The sequence below is a fragment of the Pseudozobellia thermophila genome, assembly GCF_900141855.1.
In the GTDB taxonomy this organism is placed as follows: Bacteria; Bacteroidota; Bacteroidia; order Flavobacteriales; family Flavobacteriaceae; genus Pseudozobellia; species Pseudozobellia thermophila.
Genome location: NZ_FQYU01000002.1, coordinates 529,584 through 550,219 on the forward strand (window position 1 = coordinate 529,584; position 20,636 = coordinate 550,219).

The window sequence follows — 20,636 nt, forward strand, 5'->3', positions numbered from 1 at the left end:
ATATTCAACCGGACGGCAAAAATTTGCGGCCTTCAAAAAACGCCTTTCCTAGCGACCGGGAAGGCGGCAACCCTTTTTAAACGGAACGTATTTTCGCATTGCCGGATCCGGAAGGAAAACCGGGCAAAACAGGTTGACGATCTGGTTTAAGAGTAATTTTTGGTGAAGACCTCCTCCAAGAGGTGTTTCGACAAGGGCTTGTCAAAATGTCCCTTTACCGATGGGTGCTCCTTGGCCCTCTTGCGGTCCTTGGAGTTTGTAAAGGCCGAAAGAATATAGACGTCGGTGCCCGAGGTCCCATCGTACATTTCCTCAAATTTGGAAAGAAAGGTCCAGCCGTCCATATCGGGCATTATCAGATCCAGGAGAATGACATCCGGTTTTTCGCCCCCTTCCTCCAAGGTATCGGAAAAAATTTTCAAGGCCGTTTCGGCATTGTCAAAATCGACTACCCTGCATTTTCTGTTCCACTGTTCAATTCCGTAACGCGTAGCAAAAAGGGAAACAAAATCGTCGTCTATGACCCAAACGACAAGTTCAGAATGGACAGTGGGCTTCATACGAAAAATTTAGGGTAGAAAAATCAAAATGTACAACAGGACCAAATCTAGGGTTTTCGACAGGAACAATCCAAACTTTTTTTGTTATTAAATTGTTTTCAAGGCCCTTAAAACCTATTGTCCCCGCCCACAATGTCGCCCAGCGTACCTAAGATACTACCTTCTCCCTTGTCTTTTCCCCCACGGGGCACCGAGGCCAAAACCCGTCCGGCCAATCGGCTAAAGGGAAGGGATTGCACGTATACCGTTCCCGGACCCCGCAGGGTGGCGAAAAAGAGGCCTTCGCCTCCGAACACCGTATTTCTTATTCCTCCGACGAATTCAATATCGTAGTCCACATCCTTGGTAAAACCAACGATGCAGCCCGTGTCGACCTTAAGCACTTCGCCCGGAGCCAATACTTTTTTGGCCATGGTGCCCCCGGCATGGACAAAGGCCATTCCGTCGCCTTCCAATTTCTGCATGATAAAGCCTTCGCCACCGAACAGGCCCCGGCCCAATTTCTTCGAAAACTCGATACCCACCGAAACCCCTTTGGCAGCACAGAGGAAAGCGTCCTTTTGACAAATGAACTTGCCTTGTTTCTCTGACAGGTCAATGGGCAAGATCTTGCCGGGGTACGGTGATGCGAAACTCACTTGCTTTTTCCCTTGGCCAATGTTCAAAAAAGCGGTCATAAAGAGGCTCTCCCCCGTCAGGATGCGTTTTCCGGCGGAGAAAATCTTTCCCAACACCCCGGTGTCCTGATTGGAGCCATCGCCGAAAATAGTATCCATTTTTATATCGGCATCCATCATCATAAAGCTACCGGCCTCGGCCACTACGGCTTCTTGCGGGTCGAGTTCGATTTCGACATATTGCATTTCCTCCCCGTAAATCTGGTAATCTATTTCGTGTGCGTTCATAGTTGCGATTCCTATTTTTAGTTTACCGTATACGTAGCCAAGTTTTTCCTTTTGTTACAAAAACACCTTGGCCCATCCAATAAATATAACAAGAATGACGGGAAAAATAAAGCCTTACCGCACCATGGGCACCAAGAACAATGGCGTTCGTCCCACACCTTGGGACCGTTGGCCTAGGATCAGTACACCCTATTGACCCGGGCCTTGCTGTCAAAGGTGTATTTCAGGCCGACGTTTAAATAGAAGCTATTGGGCATTTCAAAATCGTAGATCAGCTCATTGTCATAATCGCGCACCTGCATCTGGTTGTACGCCGTATACCCCCCTTCTAGCGTCGCCTTAAAACGGTCCCAGAAACGCAGCGTATACCCCAAGCCCAAGAGGACATTGGTTTGCCTTAGCGTACCCGTATACTCTTGCTTGTATATGTCAATATCGTCGTTGATGTTACCGGTAAAGCCCGTAAGTGTGGCAAAGCCCTCAAACTCGTGGTTGCCCCCCACGGAATATTTGACCCGGCTATCGGGCACCCCCAATTTATAGGCCCAGGCCTCGTCCATTCTTTTGGTATAGGCCAGTACCGGAATCGGATAGTACAGGCCATACCTAATGTCGTAGGCCGCACCAAAGGTCCACATCGAATTGTTTTCGTCGTTATACCTGTCGAAGGTAAGCAGACCGTTAAAAAATATGTCATCGGTCTTTATTTCGTTCTCATCGAAATTGGAAGCGATCTGGGTTTCGCCCATCAAGTTCAGGGCCCAGGTATCGCTTAAATTTCTTTGGTAGGTGAATTTTATGCCAAAGGAATTGAAGTTTTCAATCTGATCGGTTTCGAAGGGCACATCCTTGTCGACAAAATCGAAAGCCGTTTGTTGGACCTTGCCTCCGAGGGTCAACTTTTCCTTGGCGGTATTGATTAGGGGAACGGTTAGGCCGGCTTCCAGTTTCAAGACGCTTCCTACGTCGGAACCGGGCAGTAATTGTGCATCAACATAAACACCATCGGTCTCTTGGGCATAAGCCATACCCGATGCAAGTACAGATAAAAAAATCAAGGCTTTCTTCATAGTTCAATGCTACTTTATTAAAGTTATAAAATGGGTAGCCCCATTTCAAGCCCCGTAAAAGTGCCCAAAATAGAAAGGAAAGCCAATCTTAATAGATGCCCCCGAACACTGTCTAGAGCAAAAAGGGAATTGTATCTACCAACCCTGTTTTTTAATTAAAAATTGGCAAGACATAGTAGCTCGACCGGGATCCGTTTGTTCCCGGCACATGGGATTACACGCTTTTTCAATGTCTTTTGGTATTCGGAAAGTTATTGTTTCAGTTTGATCGTCCACTCAAAGTGAAAGGTCGATACCACCACCCCCTCTTCGTTCACCCCGACGGACTTCATCCAAAACGCCTGGCCTTCGCCCGTGGCCACGGTCTTGTCTATGGCCTCTTGGATCAAATGACCGTCTTCGCAGGTAAAGGTGATCCTTCCCGTGGCCTTTTTGGAAAAATTGGCCTTGTTGTTGGCCACCAGCATACTAATTTTTTTTCCGCTTTGCTGTATTCTATCGATGACCATGGCACCCGTACTCAGTTCGGCGGCCATACCCTGTACTGCCCAAAACATCGATTTGAAAGGGTTTTGGTTTCGCCAACCGTATTTAACGGTTACCACGCATTTTTGGTCGCTAATCGATTTTACCCGTACCCCGGTCCACCAAGCGGCAGGCAATTTAAAAAAAGTGAATTTATTGAATTTTCCTGCGGAAACGCCCATTATACTTTCGATTTTGTGTAAAAATAGAGAAAATAACCGGGTTTATAAATGTTAATTATTTCTTAAATTTCAGTACTTTGTTTTACATAGTACCTTTTTTTAGCCATATATTTGCATAAGAAATTACTAAGCCATGGAAAGTACACTCACCAAACACGAAAGAAATTTATCGGCCTTGATACATGCGTCGACCTTTTCAAAGTTCGTGGTTCCGTTCGGGAATTTTATCATCCCCTTGGTACTCTGGACGGCCAACAAGAACGAATACGCCTTTGTGGACCACAATGGAAAGCAGGCCCTGAACTTTCAAATGAGCCTACTGCTCTATTCCATTGTACTCGGTGCGATCAGCATTCCGTTCTTGGTAGGTTTTTTTCCCGAAATATTGAATTTCAGCTTTTTGGGCCTCGACCAATTATCGAATTACAACAGTTTTTCGATCAACCTGAACACCGACGATTTCAAGTTTGGTTCGTGGTTAATCCCCTTAAGTCTGGCGGGCTTGGCAAAGGCCGCCCTTTTTATTGTGAACGTCGTGTACACCATATTGGCCACCATAAAAACCAACGAAGGGCAGTATTTCGAATACCCTTTGACCATAAAATTCATCAAGTAGCAACAACAGGTCTTCATCACACCTGAATCTATAGGAGTCTATTCATCAATCGCAATCAAAATGTTTATTCATCGATCAAAAAACGAACAGTCAATTCATGCAGGCCACATTTTTAAGATCATCGCGTTCCCCGAACGGAAAGGAACTGCATAAAAAGCAAAATGAAATTATGAACGTAGAAAATACAAAAGCACAAATGCGCAAAGGTGTTCTGGAATACTGCATCCTGTCCATTCTAAACGGAAAGGACAAGTATGCCTCCGAGATTCTGGAAACCCTTAAAGATGCCAAAATGCTGGTGGTCGAGGGCACCATATACCCGCTCCTCACCCGCCTTAAAAATGCAGGTCTCTTAAGCTACCGATGGGAAGAGTCTACCTCGGGCCCACCAAGAAAATACTATGCCCTCACCGAGACCGGGAAACTCTTTTTAAAGGAACTCGATGCCACGTGGGACGAGCTAAGAACGGCAACAAACCTAGTGACCAATAACAAATAACCCTAAAGAACGCCCCTTGTACCCCTTAAAACGGAGAAGTGCAGGGTAAAAAATAAAGACAATGAACAAAACTGTAAATATTAACCTCGCCAACATGCTTTTTCACATCGATGAGGAAGCATTCAACAAAATGCAGCGTTACCTGGAGTCGGTAAAACGTTCGTTCGCCAACACCCCGGGCAGTGAAGAGATTTTGGCCGATATCGAGGCCCGCATCGCCGAGCTCTTTCACGAAAAGCTCGAAAACGAAAGACAGGTGATCACCCTCAAGGAAGTGGACGAAGTCATTACCATTATGGGGCAGCCCGAAGATTACATGGTCGATGAGGATATTTTTGAGGACGAGCCCGTACCCGGTAAAAAAGCAGCCGGACGCAAAAGGGCCAAAAAGTTCTATCGCGACACGGAGCACAAATATGTCGCCGGCGTTTCTTCGGGGCTGGGCCACTATTTTAACATCGACCCCCTATGGATCCGATTGCTGTGGATCATACTTACCGTGGGATCTACCGGTGCCTTTATCATCATCTACGGACTGCTATGGTTGCTTATCCCCGAGGCCAAAACGACCTCGGAGAAATTGGACATGCGGGGGGAGGACATCAACATCAGCAATATAGAACGCAAGGTCAAGGAAGGCTTTGATGATGTTGCCCAAAAAATCAAGAGCGTCGATTACGAAGGTGTGACCAACAAGGTTAAGAACGGTGGAAAATCGTTCTTCGATACCCTGGGGGATATTATTATGTTTCTCTTCAAGGTATTCGGAAAATTTATCGGCATCATACTCGTAATTATCGGTGCGGCGGCCATAATAGGCATGTTCATCGGCATGCTTACCGTCGGCACCCTGGATTGGATCAGCCTGCCCGGCGTTCATGGGGTCATAGACAACATAACCGGCGCGCCCGTTTGGTTTCTGTCCCTGTTGTTTTTCTTTGTCATAGGCATTCCTTTCTTCTTCCTGCTCTATCTAGGGCTCAAGATCCTGGTCAACAATTTAAAGTCGATCGGCCCTATTGCCAAGTTCTCACTTTTGGGCCTATGGCTGATCTGCCTGATCTCACTTATCGTAATGGGCGTACGGGAAGCGGCCTCCCACGCCTTTACCGGCAGTGTTACCGACGAAAACCCGATCTACCTCAAAAGCCGCCAAGACACCCTTAACATCCAATTGGTCTCCTCCGAATTTTACGACGATGGGGAGCACGTGCGCATGAACGATATGATAATGGTCTACGATGACGAAGGAAACCCTATGTTGCAATCGGAAGATGTTCGGCTCAACATCAAAAAATCGAACGATACCTTGGCCCGAATATCCATTCGCAAGGAAGCGAACGGTCCGTCGTTCCACGAAGCCCGAAATACCGCCGAACAGATCGTATACGAATACGAACAAAGAGGCAACACCCTCATGTTCAACAATTACCTGACTACGGCCGACCAAAGCAAGTTCAACGACCAGGAAGTAAGGGTCAATCTCTACCTGCCCGCCGGACAACTTCTCAAATACGACCCTTCCAACCGGCGCAATTGGACGATACGATCGGAGAGGGACGTAGCTATCGACACTCCCGAAGATTATATATGGAAGATGGGCAGGGACGGCGAACTGAAATGCCAAAATTGTCCGGAGGAAATTGGGCAGGAAGAAGAAAATCGGATCCAAATCGACAAAAACGGGGTAGACATCCATATCAAGGACGAGAACGGGGAATCCTTTCAGATGAAAATTGACAAGGACGAAGTTCGGATCAAGGCAAAGGACCACGAAGACAACGTCGACATCAATATTAACGGAAAGGAAGAAGGTCATGAAATCGACGAGTAGGGCACATAACGGTTCGGTCTTTAAATTGTACGATTCGGTAACAACTTTTAAGGTAATTCGTCTATAATGAACAACTTTACCGGGTCGGTTGAACAAGCGACCATCAAAAACAATCAAAATCAATCAAAAAACGAACAGTCATGACAACTCTAGTACGAATAGCAATTGCTTTTATAGTAGCCGTTTTTCTGTCTTCTTGCGGATTCGACATTAATATCGGCGATTTTGGCACCGGTAAACCGGGCAACGGCCATGTAGTGAAGGAAAGCCGTAAGGTTACGGCCGATTTTACGGAAGTCTCGGCCTCCGAAGGCCTAGCCGTCTATGTAAGTCCGGGCGACCTCTATAAAATCGAGGTTGAAGGCGACGAAAACATTATCGACCTGATCGCTACCGATATCAAGGATGGTAAATTGCGCATACACGCCGAGGAGAATATCGGTAGGGCCACAAAAAACGTTTATGTATCGCTACCTAAAATAACCGCACTGAAGGCGTCAAGCGGTTCCCACCTAAAAACGACGGCCCCCATCGAAGGCAATGCTTTGGAAATCGACGGAAGTAGCGGCGCTTTGCTACACGTCGACGTGACCTCCCAGGCCTTGGAAGTCGATGCCAGTAGCGGGGCGAACCTCACGATTTCAGGGCAGGCGGACCACGTGGACGTAGACGTCAGTTCGGGAGGTAACGTCAATGCCAAAGGCTTACAGGCCAAAACCTGCAATGCGGATGCCAGTAGCGGGGGCAACGTGCAGATCAGGGTATCGGAATCATTGACCGCCGATGCCACCAGCGGCGGAAACATATCCTACTCGGGCGATCCCAATGTATCGACCAAAAAATCGGTTTCGGGAAGCGTTCACCAATATTGACCGAATCATCTCCGGCTTACCAAGGCCCGGTGGTTCCCCATCGGGCCTTTTTCTTTAAAAATTTGTGTTCTGGGCCCCGTCTTCAACCAAGGTCTTTTTATCTTCGTACCCATAAAACCCTAAGTATGCAATTATCCCTCAAAAAATACGTACTTGAACTAAAACACACATTCAGTATATCGCGCGAGTCACACGACTATCAGGACACCCTTGTCGTCGCCCTTGGGTTGAACGGCCAGACAGGCTATGGCGAAAGTACCTCGAACCCCTACTACAAGATTACCGTTGAAAGCATGACCGAGGAAATCAACGCGATCCGCAGTGAGATCGAGTCGTACGACTTTGACCGTCCCGAGGCCTTCCACCAATTTTTGACCGATAAGAACCTATCGAACTTTGCCATATGCGCATTGGATCTGGCCGCGTGGGACCTATTCGGCAAACTAAAGGGCAAGCCCCTATATGAATTATGGGGGACATCGAACGAAAACTACCCGATAACCAATTATACGATCGGCATTGCCCCCATCGATAAAATGGTGGCGAAAATGAAGGAAATGCCCTGGCCCATCTACAAGATAAAACTAGGAACCGACAACGATGTGGCCATCGTCGAAGAATTGCGAAAGCATACCGATGCCATTTTCAGGATCGACGCGAATTGCGCGTGGTCGGCCGAGGAAACCATTGCCAACGCCCCCTTGCTTAAGGATCTAGGCGTCGAGTTTCTCGAACAGCCCCTACGTGCCGACGACTGGGACGGCATGAAAAAAGTACACGAATCCAGTGTTTTGCCCGTCATAGCGGACGAGAGCTGTATCGTTGAGGAAGATGTTGAAAAATGCGGAAGGTACTTCAACGGTATCAATATAAAACTTACCAAGTGCAGCGGCCTTACCCCGGCCCTCCGCATGATAAAGAAGGCCAAGGAAATGGGCCTAAAGGTAATGGTGGGCTGTATGACCGAATCTACCGTGGGTATTTCGGCCATTGCCCAAATGCTGCCCCAACTCGATTATGTGGATATGGACGGTTCCCTATTGCTTAAGAAGGATATAGCGAATGGAATCGGGATAAAGGAAGGCGGGAAACTTGTTTTTCCCCAATTAGGCGGATCTGGCGTAACTTTGAAGTGATGGCCTATTCTATAAATTCGTTTCCGGGAAGGGTAATCAATATTAAGGGGGATGCCCACCTCTATTTTGGAGGCACGGCCTATTTGGGACTTCAGACCGATGCCGAATTTCAGGAAATGTTCATTAAGAACGTCAAACGGTACGGCACCAATTATGGGGCATCCCGAAAATCGAATGTACAGGTAGACATCTTTGACAAGGCCGAAGCCTATCTGGCCGACTTGGTCGGATGCCCTAAGGCCCTGACCCTTTCTTCGGGATACCTTGCCGGACAACTTATCTCGCAGACCTTTCGCAATAAAAAGCACCCGCTTTTCTACGCTCCCAATACCCATGCCGCCCTTTACCAGACCGAAACGAAGACCTATACCACCTTTACCGCGCTCAACATAGCCGTAAGGGAGCAGTTAAGCACCGCCAAGCAAAGTGAACCCCCCGTGGTCTTCTTGGATGCCATTGACTTTTCGGGCTGTAACCATCCCGACTTTGAAGCGTTGCGTACCCTGCCCCTGGGCGAGCTGATCCTTGTTGTCGACGACTCGCACGGTATCGGTATCGTGGGTGAAAACGGCGGCGGCGTATATAAAACCCTTAGGGCCCTGCAACCCAAGGAACTGGTGGTCTGTTGTTCCTTGGGCAAGGGATTTGCCATTCAGGCGGGGGCGATATTCGCCACACAACGGCGCATCGACCTATTAAAGGCGACCGCTTTCTTCGGAGGTGCGAGTCCGGCCAGCCCGGCGGCCATGGCCACCTTACTCGACGCCCATGACCTCTATGCCAAAAAAAGAAGGCTGTTGAGGGAAAACATCGACTACTTTACCAAGGGCCTGGTCCATAAGAAAAAGTTTCACTTTATGCCCGACCACCCTGCATTTACCTTTTCAGATGTACAGTTGAGCGAATATTTGGAAGCCCACCATATCGTGGTGACCAATTTCGCCTACCCCGACGAAGACTCCCAAATTATGAGCCGTATCGTCTTAAGTGCCGCCCATGAAAAAAAGGACATCGACCATTTGTTAAACTGCATCAACGTCCTCCCAAAAATCTAGGGCGGTCCTCTCCCCTACCGAAGGTATGATTCTACCAAGGCCACTGCCTCGGCAGTACGTTGTCCAACAGCTTTTTCCATATAAAAACATTCCAATTTATGAGGAAAATATTTACGAAATATTCAAAAATAATCGTATCTTATTAAGGCAATTTGATTTCACACCCTTTAAAAACACTATATCATGAAAAAGCTATTCGGATTGGTTTTTTTGATGTTATTCTTGGTCTCGGCCACCCTGTATACATCTACAAAACCTCAAAAAGCCCCCTCCCTGGAGGGCACTTGGGAACTCATTAACCGTTACAATTGGGAAGACGGGAACGTATCGGACACCATACCCAATACCAACGGGTACCAACAGGTCAAAATCTATAGTAAGGGCAAAGTAATGTGGACCCGCTACTCGCCCGACGATCCGAACGAATGGTTCGGATACGGTTCATATACCAACACGGACGATTACTTGGAAGAGCGCTTGGAATACGGCTCAAAAGTAATGATGAGCATTCAGGATACCGTTGAAGTATTCCGATTCGAGCTTCAGCTCGACAAGAACAGTTATAGTCAAATTTCCGTGGATGAAAACGGCAATCGAACATTTTCGGAGAACTACAGGCGTATCGATTGAGTGCCGACAGATGTACAAAAAAAATCCGGTAAACAGCATTTACCGGATTTTTTATGTTTCCTTATTAAATATAGCTATCAAACCATCTCCTGCGGAGTTTCGACGGTCGCTAAATATCTTTCCGCATCAAGGGCGGCCATACAACCCGTACCGGCGGCCGTTATCGCCTGACGGTATTCCTTGTCCTGGGCATCGCCACTGGCGAAGACCCCGGGCCTGTTGGTCTTGGTCGATTTGCCCTGGGTTATGATGTACCCGGTCTCGTCCATATCCAACTGTCCCTTGAATATATCGGTATTGGGTTTGTGGCCAATGGCGATGAAGAGGCCGGTAACGGCTATCTCTTCCTTCTCCCCGGTTTGGTTGTTCACCACGCGAATTCCCTCGACCACTTGGTCGCCCAGAACCTCATCCACTTCGGTATTGTATCTAATTTCAATATTCTCCAGGCTGTTGACGCGATGCTGCATGGCCTTTGAAGCCCTCATATAATCCTTGCGCACCAACATGGTTACCTTGTTGCAAATATTGGCCAGGTACGAAGCCTCTTCGGCCGCGGTATCGCCCGCTCCAACGATGGCCACATCCTGCCCCTTATAAAAGAAGCCGTCACAGACCGCACATGCGGATACGCCTCCGCCCCTTAAGCGCTGTTCACTGGGGATATTCAGATACTTGGCAGATGCCCCAGTGGAAATAATTATGGTCTCGGCCTCTATCTCCTTGCTATCGTCGACGGTCACCTTATGGATTCCGCCCACCTGATCGCTTAATTCGACGGCGGTAACCATTCCTATACGTACATCGGTGCCAAAGCGTTCGGCCTGCTGCTGCAACTGTACCATCATTGTCGGGCCATCAATGCCTTCGGGGTATCCGGGAAAGTTATCGACCTCTGTGGTCGTGGTCAACTGTCCGCCCGGCTCCATACCCGTATACAAAACAGGCTTTAAATCGGCGCGCGCCGCATAAATTGCCGCCGTATAACCCGCAGGGCCCGAACCAATAATCAACGTTTTTACCCTTTCTATCTTCTCTGCCATAGTACAATACTCATTTAAAATAATTAACGAACAAATGTAGTTTTTTTCAAAAAAACATCCCTTTAAAGTTATTAAAAGTTATAGCTATCTGTCGGTTATCAAGCCGTTAACTTACTCTATGGCAAAGGATGCCCCTTTCGGGACGTCGTTACCGCCATAAATTGTTTCGCCCAAGAACCTTCCCCTGACCCGAATAGGCAAATTTCACTTTTAAAAGCGTAAATCTCCAGGGTATTACCCTAGCGCGAGTACAGCGCAGATCCCTTTTTTTCGACGGACCGCAAAAACCAAAATCGTACCGACTCCGCCAATAAAGACCGGTATATCCTTAAAATCCAAACGTTTTGTCCAAAAAACGGAGCTGAATTACGGATAAACGAAACAACGCCCTTAACCGGTTAAAAAATTTTCAATCGCCACAAGTAGCGCATTACCAACTCGATAAAAATAAGGTACAATTCGCCAGTTAAGTAACCTCGGTTACATTATAAATGGTTATTATATCTATCTTTGTGTTAGAGCGGGCGAACTTCAAGTGATAACCTTCAGGGTTAACACTCCCTTTGCGTGCACTCTTTTTGAGATTACAAATTTAAAAATTCACTTCCCCCAATCAAAGTAATGAACCATGAGTACATCTATATTGAAATGCGTAATTATAGACGATTCCAAGACTCAGCGAACGGCAGTATCCAAACTTATAAAAGACCACAAAAACCTCATTTTGATCGATGATTACGAAAATGGGATCAAGGCACAAAAGGGGCTTACGGACAAGCACGTGGACATCGTTTTCCTAGACATTGAAATGCCGGTTATCAACGGTTTCCAGTTTATAGAATCACTCGAAGAAAGGCCACAGATCATTTTGATCACATCGAAGCCCCAATATGCCATGCAGGCCTTTGACTACGATGTTACCGATTATCTCATGAAGCCCATAACTTCCGAACGTTTTAACAAATCGATCCAAAAGGCCCTGTTGAGAAGCCGTGGGGCCACCGACGAGGAAGAAGAGCATATCTTTGTCAACAGCAAACTGAAGAAGGTAAAAATATTCTTGAAGGATATTCGTTGGATCGAAGGCTTGGGAGATTACTTGAAAATCATTACCGACAGCGAAACCTATTTGGTGCTCAGTACAATGAAAAACTTTATGAACCAGCTTCCCGCCGAAGACTTTTTACGCATCCATAAGTCGTATATCGTCAACCTGAACCGGGTCGAAAGGTACAACAGCCAGCATGTAGAGCTGTGCGGAAATCAAATTCCCTTAAGCCGTCACAAGAAATTGGAGCTCGAAGAGGCCCTTTTGAACGCTTCGGTACATTAAGGCACAAAACTTCCGGTTCCTCCGCAGGGCTCCACCTCGTAAGGTTCGAGCACGATACCGAATTTTTCCTCGTAGGCATGCGTGGCCGCTTCGACAAATTCGGCCACCGCATCGCGATGTACGATATTCAAGGTACAGCCACCGAAACCTCCCCCTGTCTGTCGGGCTCCCAAAACCGATGGATAGGATTTGGAAAAATCGACCAAAAAGTCAGATTCGGCACAACTCACTTCATAGAGCTCACTTATTCCCTGATGGGCTTCATAGAGAAGCTGGCCTACCTTGGCATGGTCCCCGGCCTTAAACGCATCGGCCATTTGCAATACGCGTGCATTTTCAGCAACGATAAAGGCACACCTTTTAAAAATTTTGTCGGGCATACCATCCTTGCAGGCCTTCAACATATCTCCGGTTACATCCCTTAGCGAATCGACCTCGGGGAACTTCTCCTTGACCAATGACACCCCCTGTTCGCATTCGCGCTTACGAACGTTGTATTCGCTCGTGGCCAAATTATGGGAGACCTTGGTATTCAAAAGAATGATCTTGTAGGGATCCAGATCAATAGGTATGTATTGGGCCTCCAGGGTCAAACAATCCAACAAAATAAGGTGGTTTTCCCTGCTCATTACGGAAGCGTATTGATCCATGATACCACATTGGGTACCGGCATAGGTATGTTCGGCCGTCTGTGAGAGTTGTACCAGCTCAAGTTTTGTAAGTCCCAGATCGAAAAGCTCGTTCAAGCCGTAGGCCAGTCCACACTCCAAGGCCGCGGAAGAACTTAGTCCCGAACCTGTGGGGAGGTTGCTTTCCAAAATACAATCGAAGCCCCTGAGCTTGTCGGTACGTTTCGAAATCTCGTTCAATACGCCAAGAATATAGTTCTCCCATTCGACCCCACTACGGGCAATCCCGTTCAGGTCGATTTCAAAACCCGTATCAAAGGTTTTGCTATAAACACCGCATTTGGTATCGGATCCGTTTTTCCGAAAACCGAAGGTAATATTCTTTTCGATGGCGGTAGGAAGCACGTAGCCCATGTTGTAGTCGGTGTGCTCACCAATCAGATTGATCCTACCGGGCGACACCACCTTTAACTCGGGTATAAAATCGATCGTAAATTGCATAGGATAAAGTTAATTATTGCCCTGAGACCATATCGACGGTGGCGACGGTTCGAAAACCCAGGTGTTCGAGGGACGAATCCAAACTTGTGGCCATACGCGATGAAACGCGATAGCTTGAACAATAGGAGGCGTTGCACAGAAAAGAGCCCCCCTTCATTACCTTCTCCCTGGCATACGGGTCTCTCTCATTGTAGGGAGAACTTGCCCCTTGGGGATTTTTTAAAATCGTATGTTGTGCGGCCACCTCACGATAGTAATTGGTATTGTACCAGTCCGAGGTCCACTCCCACACGTTACCGGCCATGTCGTACAGTCCCAGGTCGTTGGGCGGGTACGACTTGACGGGGGCCCTGCGCTCAAAGCCGTCCTGCTTTGTATTGGTAACCGGAAACTCACCTTCCCATGTATTGCCCTTTTGGCTGAGCACATCCATATCATCTCCCCAGAAGTAAATGGTACCGAGATGGTTACCCCTCGCCGCCAGTTCCCATTCGGCCTCGGTGGGGAGGCGTCGGTTCGCCCATTCGCAATAGGCCAGGGCATCCTCATAGGCTATATGTACGACCGGGTGGTCGTCTTTGCCCTTAATATCGCTTCCCGGCCCGTTGGGATGTTTCCAACTGGCACCAATCGTCCACCTCCACCACTGTGAAAAATCATAAAGGTTGGGCACCGAACCCTTGGTTTTTTTGAAGGTAAGGGAGCCCGGTTGCAATATGGAATCGTGGGGCTTGGCGGTGCCTTCCGGCAGCTGTTTCTTCATCTCCTCCCAATCGATTTCGCGTTCGGCCACGGTTACGTAGCCCGTCTCGTCAACAAATTTTTTGAACTGGGCATTGGTCACTTCGGTAACATCCATAAAAAACCCATCAACGGCAACCTTATGGGCCGGTTTCTCATGGTCCATGGCCACCTTGTCCTGGGCTACCGCCCCCTGTTCGAATACCTTTCCCGGTACCCACACCATGCCTTCGGGTGCTTCGATTCCCTCGGGTATTGTCGTGATGACGGTGGTATCTACCACCACCTCCTTTACTTTTTCAAGCCTTTCATTGCCGTTATCGGTTTCAGCTGTTTTCTTATTGGTGTCTTTACAGGCCACGGTCAGTGAAATGATCGTCGTGGCCAGAAAAAATCGGGAAATGCTATGCATGTTTCTATTTAAGTTGTAGAATGACAAAGTTAATCCTTATTTTCAGGAATCAAACCATTTTCAATGGCAGGTATCTTAAAATGTGCCAGTTCAGGTGTTTCGCGCTCCCTTTCGAAAATCTCCGCTGCCTTTTGAACGATTTCGGGATGTTGCGCGGCAACATTGTGTTGCTCCCTAGGATCATTTTCCAGGTCATAGACCTCAAGGGTTTCGGGTTCGTCGTTTATTAGGTTGCGGCGCAGTACTTTCCAATTCCCGATACGCAATGCCACTTGCCCCCCGTAACTGGGAAATTCCCAATACATGAACCCGTGTTGCCTTTGTTCGCCATCGGCCAACAGTGTGGGCAATAGGCTGATACCATCGGTATCTTTTGGAAGGGGGTAGCCCGCCACCTCGGCAAAGGTTGCCACCATATCATAATGGGCCGAAACAAGGTCGCTTTTCGTTCCTGCGGGTATTTTATTGGGCCAGGCGGCGATCATCGGTACGCGGATCCCCCCTTCGTACAGGTAGCCCTTGCCCCTACCCCAACTGCCCTCAAAGGGCTTGGCACTCTCGAAAAAACTGGGATCGGCACCCCCGGCGTAACTCGGACCGTTATCGGAAGTAAATACGATAAGGGTATTTTCATAGATACCTTCGTCTTTCAATTGCCGTACCAACTTTCCGATGTTCTCGTCGAGATAGGAAACCATGGCCGCATAGGCCGCATGCGGATTCTTATGCGGGAAATAGCCCCTTTCGCCCAAGTAGGGTTCCTCTTCGCCGAACTTCTCGATATAATAATCTACCCAACGCTTGGGGGCCTGTAGGGCCACATGGGGTATCGGGGTGGCCCAGTAAAGAAAAAAGGGCTTCTGCCCATTGTCGCTTATAAAATTGCCCAGTTCCCTGAACATCAGGTCGGGGGCATAATCCGTTAGGGTGTAGTTGGAATAACTGGCAGGGTCGTTCGGGTCGGCCCCTTCGGGCAAACGCGTGTTGGGTGCAATGGTGTCGTTGGACAGATGAACGCGTTCTTTGTTCTTATAAAGGTGCAATGGGTAATAGGTATGGGCCTGCCTTTGACAGTTAAATCCGAAGAAAAAATCGAACCCCATGGTATTCGGTATCGAATGGGTATGCGGCGCCCCCAAACCCCATTTACCGACCATTCCGGTGACATACCCGGCATCCTTCAGCCGGTGCGCCAAAGTAACCGTAGATTTCGGCATGGGTCCTTGCCCCTCCAGGGTCGAGTCTTTGGCCATTGCCCTGTAGTTCCAAACATCGCCGCGTTCCTTCCATTCCGAATTGCTTCGAATATAGGCGTGGCCCGCATGTTTTCCCGTGAGCAACATATACCGTGCCGGGGCACAGACCGGGGCACTGCTGTAATGCTGGGTAAACAACATTCCCGAGCTTGCCAGGGCATCGATATTGGGCGTTTCTATTTTTTCCTGGCCATAGGCCCCTACTTCCGCATAACCGAGGTCATCGGCCAAAATATAGATGATGTTAGGCCGGGGGCTTGTCGGTTGATCGGCCTGGGCGTTGCTGCCATCCCTACACGACCAAAAAAGTGTCCCTGCCATAAGCAGGGACACAGTTGATTTAATCGATATCTTCATATGCGCGGTTTATAGTACAACTGTCTTGCCCGGAGTAGGTATCTCGTATGTTCCATCGGCCTTGGGCTGAACGGGTGCCGGCGAATCCCAGGTAAGGGTATCGGGCACCAGTTTCAAGTTGGACTGCATGGCTTCGTCCCATTTTATAACCTTGCCCGAATAGGTGGCCATTCTGCCTATTATCGCACTCATTGTACTTTTGGCACCGTTTTCGGCATCGGCTATCACCCCTCCGTTACGGATGGATTCGAACAATTTGATATGTTCTACCTGGTAGGGATTGGGATCGTCCTTACCGCGATGATCAAAAAGGATTTGTCCGTCATGGGATTTCAGTCTGGCCTTATTGCCTTCGGTTGAAACCGTACCCTTGGTACCCTGAAAAAATTCGGACACCCTGCTCATGGTTTCCGGTTGATGGCGGCATTGGCTGGCAATAACGGCCCCGCTAGGATAGGTGTATTCCACAAAATGATGGTCAAAGATCTCGCCGTGGTCCTTCCCTGTCCTTACTTGTCTTCCTCCCATTCCCTGGGCCGATATGGGGTATTCCCCGATGAACCAGTTGGCCACATCGATATTGTGTATATGTTGTTCGAGGATGTGGTCTCCACAGAGCCAATTAAAGTAGTACCAATTTCGCATTTGATATTCGAGCTCGGTCTGGTTCGGTTGGCGTTCGCGCACCCATACCCCGGCACTGTTCCAATATACCTGGCCCGATACGATATCGCCGATGGCCCCGTTTTTCAATTGTTCGAGAGCTGCCAAGTAACTATCTTGGTAATGGCGTTGGAGGCCCACCACCACGTTCAGCTTTTTATCCTTGGCCAGTTTGGCCGCCGCCAATACCTTTCTGACGCCGGGCACATCGGTAGCCACGGGTTTCTCCATAAATACATGCTTGCCATTATTTATGGCATATTCAAAATGTTGTGGACGAAAACCCGGTGGGGTGGCCAAAATTACCACATCGGCCAGGTCCATTGCCTTTTGGGCCGCATCGAAGCCCACAAATTGGTTCTTCTCCTTAACGTTGACCTTTTTGGTCTCGCCCATGGCCTTGGAAATATTGGCTAGGCTATTCTTCAAACGGTCTTCAAAGGCATCCGCCATGGCCACCAGCTCAACATTCTCGTCGGCGTTCAATGCCTGTACGGCGGCACCGGTACCGCGACCGCCACAGCCGACTAGGGCCAGTTTCAATTTTTTATTGCCCAAGACATTGACCATACCGCTCATTTGCATATTGGGCAAAAGCATCGCCCCACCTGCCAACAGAGCACTGTTCTTTACAAACCCCCTTCTCGAATGGGTGGCTTTATGGGCATTCTCAATTTTTTTGGATGATTTTTCCATTTTATTATAGTTTTATTGGTTGAATTTGGTGATTATCCAGTAAAGTTATCAATATATAAATAATATCCTACTCAATCGTTTTCGTAATTTCAGATTTTAACGAAATTGCCCCCTGACCCAATAGTTTTGGGCAAAGACAGGAAGCCCTTAATGCTTGCTGTAGAGTTTTTTACAAAGTTCAAGGGGTGTTTTTTGTCACACCATCCCGCTGTTGCTTTAACATATTCACCGAATTATTTTGTTGGTTAAAGCGCAATTTTTTTATCAATTACGGATTTTTGGATTATCTTTCGTTGCAATTTTCGAAAAAAAAGGCACCTAAACCATAAGATTCTAAACCACAACCTAAAAACAATAAACCAAATAATAACGTATGGAAACATCAGCAAATGTATCGGCTCCTAACGCCAACAGACTTTTTTATGCAAGTTGTTTTGCATTGATAACCACCGCCTTTTCGTTCAGTATCAGGGCGGGTATTTTACCGCAACTCGGGGAAGAACTTAGCTTAACGGCCGAGCAATTGGGATTCATCAATTCGATGTGGTTCCTTGGCTTTCCCATTTCCATGGTCATAGGCGGATTGATCTACCACAAAGTAGGCGGAAAGGCCATTATGCAATTTGCCTTTTTTGCCCATGCCGTAGGTATAATCCTTACCATTTATTCAGGCAGCTATGTTGGCCTTTTAATCTCGACCTTGCTAATCGGTTTGGGCAACGGATGTACCGAAGCCGCCTGTAACCCTATGATCGCCGATGCCTACCAAGGCACCCGAATGAGCAAGATGCTCAACCGTTTTCACATGTGGTTCCCTGGGGGCATTGTAGTCGGAAGTTTGATTTCCAAGTTCATAACCGACCTGGGAATGAGCTGGGAGACCCAGATTTGGATCATTATGATCCCGACCCTTATTTACGCCTATCTATTCTTCGGACAATCTTGGCCCAAGGCCAAAGTTGAGGAAGGTGCCACACTTACAGGTAATTTAAAGGCCATGGTCTCGCCTCTGTTCCTCTTTATGGTCGTATGTATGGCCTTGACGGCGGCATCTGAATTTATTCCACAACAGTGGTCAAGTATCATCCTTGCCAAAAGTGGCGCCCAACCCATGCTCATCCTAGCCCTTGTTACGGGTATCATGGCGGTTGCCCGCTATTTTGGTGGCGAGATGGTGCACAAGTTCGACCAAACGGGAGTTTTATTGGGGTCTGCGGTTTTGGCGGCCATCGGCATCTACCTCTTTAGTACACAAACGGGGGCAATGGCTTATATAGCCGCTGTTTTCTTTGCATTGGGCGTTGCCTATTTCTGGCCCAACATGATCGGCTTCGTTGCCGATAAGATTCCAAAAAGTGGTGCATTGGGCCTATCTATCATGGGAGCCGTCGGTATGTTCTCGCAAACCATCTTTCAACCCATAACAGGTAGATGGATCGATAGCGACCTGGAAAAAGTGGCCGCTAGGGGGTTGACCGGTGACGAGCTCGAATTGGTGGCCGGGCAGGAAACCATGCGCACCATAACCATTTTCCCGATCATTCTCATCGTATTGTTTACCATACTTTATTTTTGGGTACGTAACAATAAGGCCAAGGCACAGGCCGAATCGGCTTCCGCATAAGTGGCAGGCTTGATATTTATAGCAAACGGCCCAATATGGGCCGTTTTTTTGTTTGTCATATCCTGATTTCGGTCAGTTCGAACCCTGCCTTCGAGGTCTCACAAACGGGGCAGGTATAGCTTTCGGGTATTTCGGAAAAAGGAATGCCCGGGGGAATGTTCGAACCTACATCGCCATAGTGCTCGTCGTAGACCGTTAGACAGGCGGTACATTGATAGACCTTGCGAACAGGTTGTTCCTTCATTGGGCTTGCCGGGGTAGAAGCCACGACCTTCGGTTCGGAACCCAGTTGGTCGAAATATTTTTTACTGAGTTCCATAAGCAGGCCTGGGAGCTCAATTTTATCCACATCTTGGGCGAATGGACGATATTTTTGGTTGTTCGGGTCAAAGTTCTCTGCATGAAGAACGTTGTAGGTAGGCCTTACGTCAAAATCTTTTATAATCGAGGGCGGGGCGTTTTTTTCGATTATAACCGAGGCGAAATGGGAACGCTTGCCTACGTCGTTGCTTATTCCAAAGGTCAGTCCGTAGGTGCTGATGTCATTCTGGTCAAAACTGCGCACCAAAAACTTCTTAAGCTCAAGGGCTTCCCGATCATCAACGGGCAGGTGCCAATTCATTTCCAACTGCGAATGCCTTACGTTGATTCCCCTTTGGCCCAAAAAGCGCTCCAGCCCGTCGCGGCCCGATTTTTTTATCCCCTTTACAATAAAGGATTTCCAGGGGGTTATACAAATCTTGCCGATACTGTTGTCCAAACAAAAACCACACAGCTCCTTTAAGAACCCCAGGTCGTACCTATTGTTGCGCCAATAGAGCCCCAACCAATATTGGTCAAGCCCCATTCTGTTCATGCCCTCGTAGTATGGAAACTTGATATAGGGAACCTTCAACACCCTATCCATCGTTCGGCTGTTGGTATTCAGCCTTTTGTTCAAGATGAACGAGAGCTCATCGACGTTGTCCACATCTTCATAAAGGTCTTCGATGGCCTTGGCAACGGCGGTGATGTCCCAACTGTAGATCAGTACCGGATAGTAGGCTGCCTTTTCCCAGCCCGGCAGTTTTATGTTCAGGTACCAATAATCTTCGTTTTCAGAGGCGATAAAGTTGAGATTGCCATTGAACAGGGGCACCAAACGCTGTTTTGGGTCGGTAATGTTTATTTTCAGCCTGGGACCGTAATCGAAGCCCTCAAGGATATAGAGGTAGGTCGAGCCTTTCAACCAATGGGTCATTTCAAAAATATCGGCGGCGACATAGGACGATACGATATTCTGTACGCTTCTATCGGATTCGACATCGATATCAAATTTTGAGATATTATCGAGAAAGGTATCACCTCCCCCTTCCAAGGGGAACAACAAATCCTGTCTCGAACCAAAAAACACTTCCTTCAGTCCCACGGCCTCGAGCATGGCAATGCCATCTTTGAGTTCCCCTGGCGAAGTAACGCCCCCCTTGATCATTATCCTATGTAAGTTTTTGCCCATGA

At 48.0% G+C, this 20,636-nt stretch carries 19 protein-coding genes; 9 read left to right on the forward strand and 10 right to left on the reverse strand.

The window, feature by feature from the left end:
• Positions 1 to 146: 146 nt before the first annotated feature.
• From BUB37_RS07745 to BUB37_RS07760, 4 genes are all read right to left on the reverse strand, one after another.
• The gene (locus tag BUB37_RS07745) at positions 147 to 560 is read right to left on the reverse strand and encodes a response regulator (RefSeq protein WP_072991317.1); all 414 of its coding nucleotides are present in this window, start codon (positions 558 to 560) and stop codon (positions 147 to 149) included.
• 107 nt (positions 561 to 667) lie between these two features.
• Entirely contained in the window at positions 668 to 1,465 is a 798-nt protein-coding gene (locus tag BUB37_RS07750) for a TIGR00266 family protein (protein ID WP_072991321.1), read from the reverse strand.
• 179 nt (positions 1,466 to 1,644) lie between these two features.
• Positions 1,645 to 2,535, reverse strand: coding sequence for a DUF6268 family outer membrane beta-barrel protein (locus BUB37_RS07755; protein ID WP_072991324.1), 891 nt, complete (start codon positions 2,533 to 2,535; stop codon positions 1,645 to 1,647).
• Between the two features lie 251 nt (positions 2,536 to 2,786).
• Positions 2,787 to 3,242: a DUF4442 domain-containing protein gene (locus tag BUB37_RS07760; RefSeq protein ID WP_072991327.1), complete on the reverse strand. Its 456-nt coding sequence runs from the start codon at positions 3,240 to 3,242 to the stop codon at positions 2,787 to 2,789.
• A gap of 133 nt (positions 3,243 to 3,375) precedes the next feature.
• On the opposite strand from BUB37_RS07760, the gene BUB37_RS07765 reads away from it, so the two are divergent.
• The 7 genes from BUB37_RS07765 to BUB37_RS07795 all read left to right on the forward strand — a co-directional run bounded on the left by BUB37_RS07765 (position 3,376) and on the right by BUB37_RS07795 (position 9,884).
• On the forward strand, positions 3,376 to 3,858 hold the full coding sequence (locus BUB37_RS07765) for a DUF4870 domain-containing protein (RefSeq protein WP_072991330.1): 483 nt from the start codon (positions 3,376 to 3,378) through the stop codon (positions 3,856 to 3,858).
• Between the two features lie 169 nt (positions 3,859 to 4,027).
• A complete protein-coding gene (locus tag BUB37_RS07770) occupies positions 4,028 to 4,357 on the forward strand; it encodes a PadR family transcriptional regulator (RefSeq protein ID WP_072992661.1) in 330 nt (109 codons plus the stop codon).
• A 61-nt stretch (positions 4,358 to 4,418) separates the two neighbouring features.
• Positions 4,419 to 6,191, forward strand: a complete 1,773-nt coding sequence (locus BUB37_RS07775; RefSeq protein ID WP_072991333.1) for a PspC domain-containing protein — start codon at positions 4,419 to 4,421, stop codon at positions 6,189 to 6,191.
• Between the two features lie 140 nt (positions 6,192 to 6,331).
• The gene (locus tag BUB37_RS07780) at positions 6,332 to 7,063 is read left to right on the forward strand and encodes a head GIN domain-containing protein (RefSeq protein ID WP_072991336.1); all 732 of its coding nucleotides are present in this window, start codon (positions 6,332 to 6,334) and stop codon (positions 7,061 to 7,063) included.
• A gap of 125 nt (positions 7,064 to 7,188) precedes the next feature.
• The gene (locus tag BUB37_RS07785) at positions 7,189 to 8,199 is read left to right on the forward strand and encodes a dipeptide epimerase (RefSeq protein ID WP_072991339.1); all 1,011 of its coding nucleotides are present in this window, start codon (positions 7,189 to 7,191) and stop codon (positions 8,197 to 8,199) included.
• Positions 8,199 to 9,254 carry an aminotransferase class I/II-fold pyridoxal phosphate-dependent enzyme gene (locus BUB37_RS07790; RefSeq protein ID WP_072991342.1) on the forward strand — a complete coding sequence of 352 codons (1,056 nt, stop codon included), beginning with the start codon at positions 8,199 to 8,201 and terminating at the stop codon, positions 9,252 to 9,254. The genes BUB37_RS07785 and BUB37_RS07790 overlap by 1 nt, the downstream gene beginning before the upstream one ends.
• Positions 9,255 to 9,437: 183 nt before the next feature.
• On the forward strand, positions 9,438 to 9,884 hold the full coding sequence (locus tag BUB37_RS07795) for a hypothetical protein (RefSeq protein WP_072991346.1): 447 nt from the start codon (positions 9,438 to 9,440) through the stop codon (positions 9,882 to 9,884).
• 77 nt (positions 9,885 to 9,961) lie between these two features.
• Here BUB37_RS07795 and trxB read toward each other — a convergent pair whose 3' ends face one another.
• Positions 9,962 to 10,927 (reverse strand): thioredoxin-disulfide reductase, encoded by a 966-nt coding sequence (trxB, locus tag BUB37_RS07800; protein ID WP_072991349.1) that lies wholly within the window; start codon positions 10,925 to 10,927, stop codon positions 9,962 to 9,964.
• Between the two features lie 628 nt (positions 10,928 to 11,555).
• Between trxB and BUB37_RS07805 the strand changes: the two genes are divergently transcribed.
• Positions 11,556 to 12,260, forward strand: coding sequence for a LytR/AlgR family response regulator transcription factor (locus BUB37_RS07805; RefSeq protein ID WP_072991352.1), 705 nt, complete (start codon positions 11,556 to 11,558; stop codon positions 12,258 to 12,260).
• On the opposite strand, the gene galK is transcribed toward BUB37_RS07805, so the two are convergent.
• Genes galK through BUB37_RS07825 form a run of 4 tightly spaced genes read right to left on the reverse strand, consistent with a single transcriptional unit; the run spans position 12,257 to position 17,515 of the window.
• Positions 12,257 to 13,390: a galactokinase gene (galK, locus tag BUB37_RS07810; RefSeq protein WP_072991355.1), complete on the reverse strand. Its 1,134-nt coding sequence runs from the start codon at positions 13,388 to 13,390 to the stop codon at positions 12,257 to 12,259. The two genes, BUB37_RS07805 and galK, sit on opposite strands and share 4 nt — an antisense overlap.
• Positions 13,391 to 13,403: 13 nt before the next feature.
• Entirely contained in the window at positions 13,404 to 14,543 is a 1,140-nt protein-coding gene (locus BUB37_RS07815; RefSeq protein ID WP_072991358.1) for a formylglycine-generating enzyme family protein, read from the reverse strand.
• 29 nt (positions 14,544 to 14,572) lie between these two features.
• Positions 14,573 to 16,156 (reverse strand): arylsulfatase, encoded by a 1,584-nt coding sequence (locus BUB37_RS07820; protein ID WP_072991362.1) that lies wholly within the window; start codon positions 16,154 to 16,156, stop codon positions 14,573 to 14,575.
• A 9-nt stretch (positions 16,157 to 16,165) separates the two neighbouring features.
• On the reverse strand, positions 16,166 to 17,515 hold the full coding sequence (locus BUB37_RS07825; protein ID WP_072991365.1) for a Gfo/Idh/MocA family protein: 1,350 nt from the start codon (positions 17,513 to 17,515) through the stop codon (positions 16,166 to 16,168).
• 373 nt (positions 17,516 to 17,888) lie between these two features.
• Between BUB37_RS07825 and BUB37_RS07830 the strand changes: the two genes are divergently transcribed.
• Positions 17,889 to 19,139 (forward strand): MFS transporter, encoded by a 1,251-nt coding sequence (locus tag BUB37_RS07830; RefSeq protein WP_072991368.1) that lies wholly within the window; start codon positions 17,889 to 17,891, stop codon positions 19,137 to 19,139.
• 55 nt (positions 19,140 to 19,194) lie between these two features.
• On the opposite strand, the gene BUB37_RS07835 is transcribed toward BUB37_RS07830, so the two are convergent.
• The gene (locus tag BUB37_RS07835; protein WP_072992664.1) at positions 19,195 to 20,634 is read right to left on the reverse strand and encodes a rubredoxin; all 1,440 of its coding nucleotides are present in this window, start codon (positions 20,632 to 20,634) and stop codon (positions 19,195 to 19,197) included.
• Positions 20,635 to 20,636 lie beyond the last annotated feature (2 nt).

What these genes read in the sequence shown, in the direction of transcription:
- BUB37_RS07745 (WP_072991317.1), bottom strand. Translation starts at nt 560, where the DNA reads ATGAAGCCCACTGTCCATTCTGAACTTGTCGTTTGGGTCATAGACGAC.
- BUB37_RS07750 (WP_072991321.1), bottom strand. Translation starts at nt 1,465, where the DNA reads ATGAACGCACACGAAATAGATTACCAGATTTACGGGGAGGAAATGCAA.
- BUB37_RS07755 (WP_072991324.1), bottom strand. Translation starts at nt 2,535, where the DNA reads ATGAAGAAAGCCTTGATTTTTTTATCTGTACTTGCATCGGGTATGGCT.
- BUB37_RS07760 (WP_072991327.1), bottom strand. Translation starts at nt 3,242, where the DNA reads ATGGGCGTTTCCGCAGGAAAATTCAATAAATTCACTTTTTTTAAATTG.
- BUB37_RS07765 (WP_072991330.1), top strand. Translation starts at nt 3,376, where the DNA reads ATGGAAAGTACACTCACCAAACACGAAAGAAATTTATCGGCCTTGATA.
- BUB37_RS07770 (WP_072992661.1), top strand. Translation starts at nt 4,028, where the DNA reads ATGAACGTAGAAAATACAAAAGCACAAATGCGCAAAGGTGTTCTGGAA.
- BUB37_RS07775 (WP_072991333.1), top strand. Translation starts at nt 4,419, where the DNA reads ATGAACAAAACTGTAAATATTAACCTCGCCAACATGCTTTTTCACATC.
- BUB37_RS07780 (WP_072991336.1), top strand. Translation starts at nt 6,332, where the DNA reads ATGACAACTCTAGTACGAATAGCAATTGCTTTTATAGTAGCCGTTTTT.
- BUB37_RS07785 (WP_072991339.1), top strand. Translation starts at nt 7,189, where the DNA reads ATGCAATTATCCCTCAAAAAATACGTACTTGAACTAAAACACACATTC.
- BUB37_RS07790 (WP_072991342.1), top strand. Translation starts at nt 8,199, where the DNA reads ATGGCCTATTCTATAAATTCGTTTCCGGGAAGGGTAATCAATATTAAG.
- BUB37_RS07795 (WP_072991346.1), top strand. Translation starts at nt 9,438, where the DNA reads ATGAAAAAGCTATTCGGATTGGTTTTTTTGATGTTATTCTTGGTCTCG.
- trxB (WP_072991349.1), bottom strand. Translation starts at nt 10,927, where the DNA reads ATGGCAGAGAAGATAGAAAGGGTAAAAACGTTGATTATTGGTTCGGGC.
- BUB37_RS07805 (WP_072991352.1), top strand. Translation starts at nt 11,556, where the DNA reads ATGAGTACATCTATATTGAAATGCGTAATTATAGACGATTCCAAGACT.
- galK (WP_072991355.1), bottom strand. Translation starts at nt 13,390, where the DNA reads ATGCAATTTACGATCGATTTTATACCCGAGTTAAAGGTGGTGTCGCCC.
- BUB37_RS07815 (WP_072991358.1), bottom strand. Translation starts at nt 14,543, where the DNA reads ATGCATAGCATTTCCCGATTTTTTCTGGCCACGACGATCATTTCACTG.
- BUB37_RS07820 (WP_072991362.1), bottom strand. Translation starts at nt 16,156, where the DNA reads ATGAAGATATCGATTAAATCAACTGTGTCCCTGCTTATGGCAGGGACA.
- BUB37_RS07825 (WP_072991365.1), bottom strand. Translation starts at nt 17,515, where the DNA reads ATGGAAAAATCATCCAAAAAAATTGAGAATGCCCATAAAGCCACCCAT.
- BUB37_RS07830 (WP_072991368.1), top strand. Translation starts at nt 17,889, where the DNA reads ATGGAAACATCAGCAAATGTATCGGCTCCTAACGCCAACAGACTTTTT.
- BUB37_RS07835 (WP_072992664.1), bottom strand. Translation starts at nt 20,634, where the DNA reads ATGGGCAAAAACTTACATAGGATAATGATCAAGGGGGGCGTTACTTCG.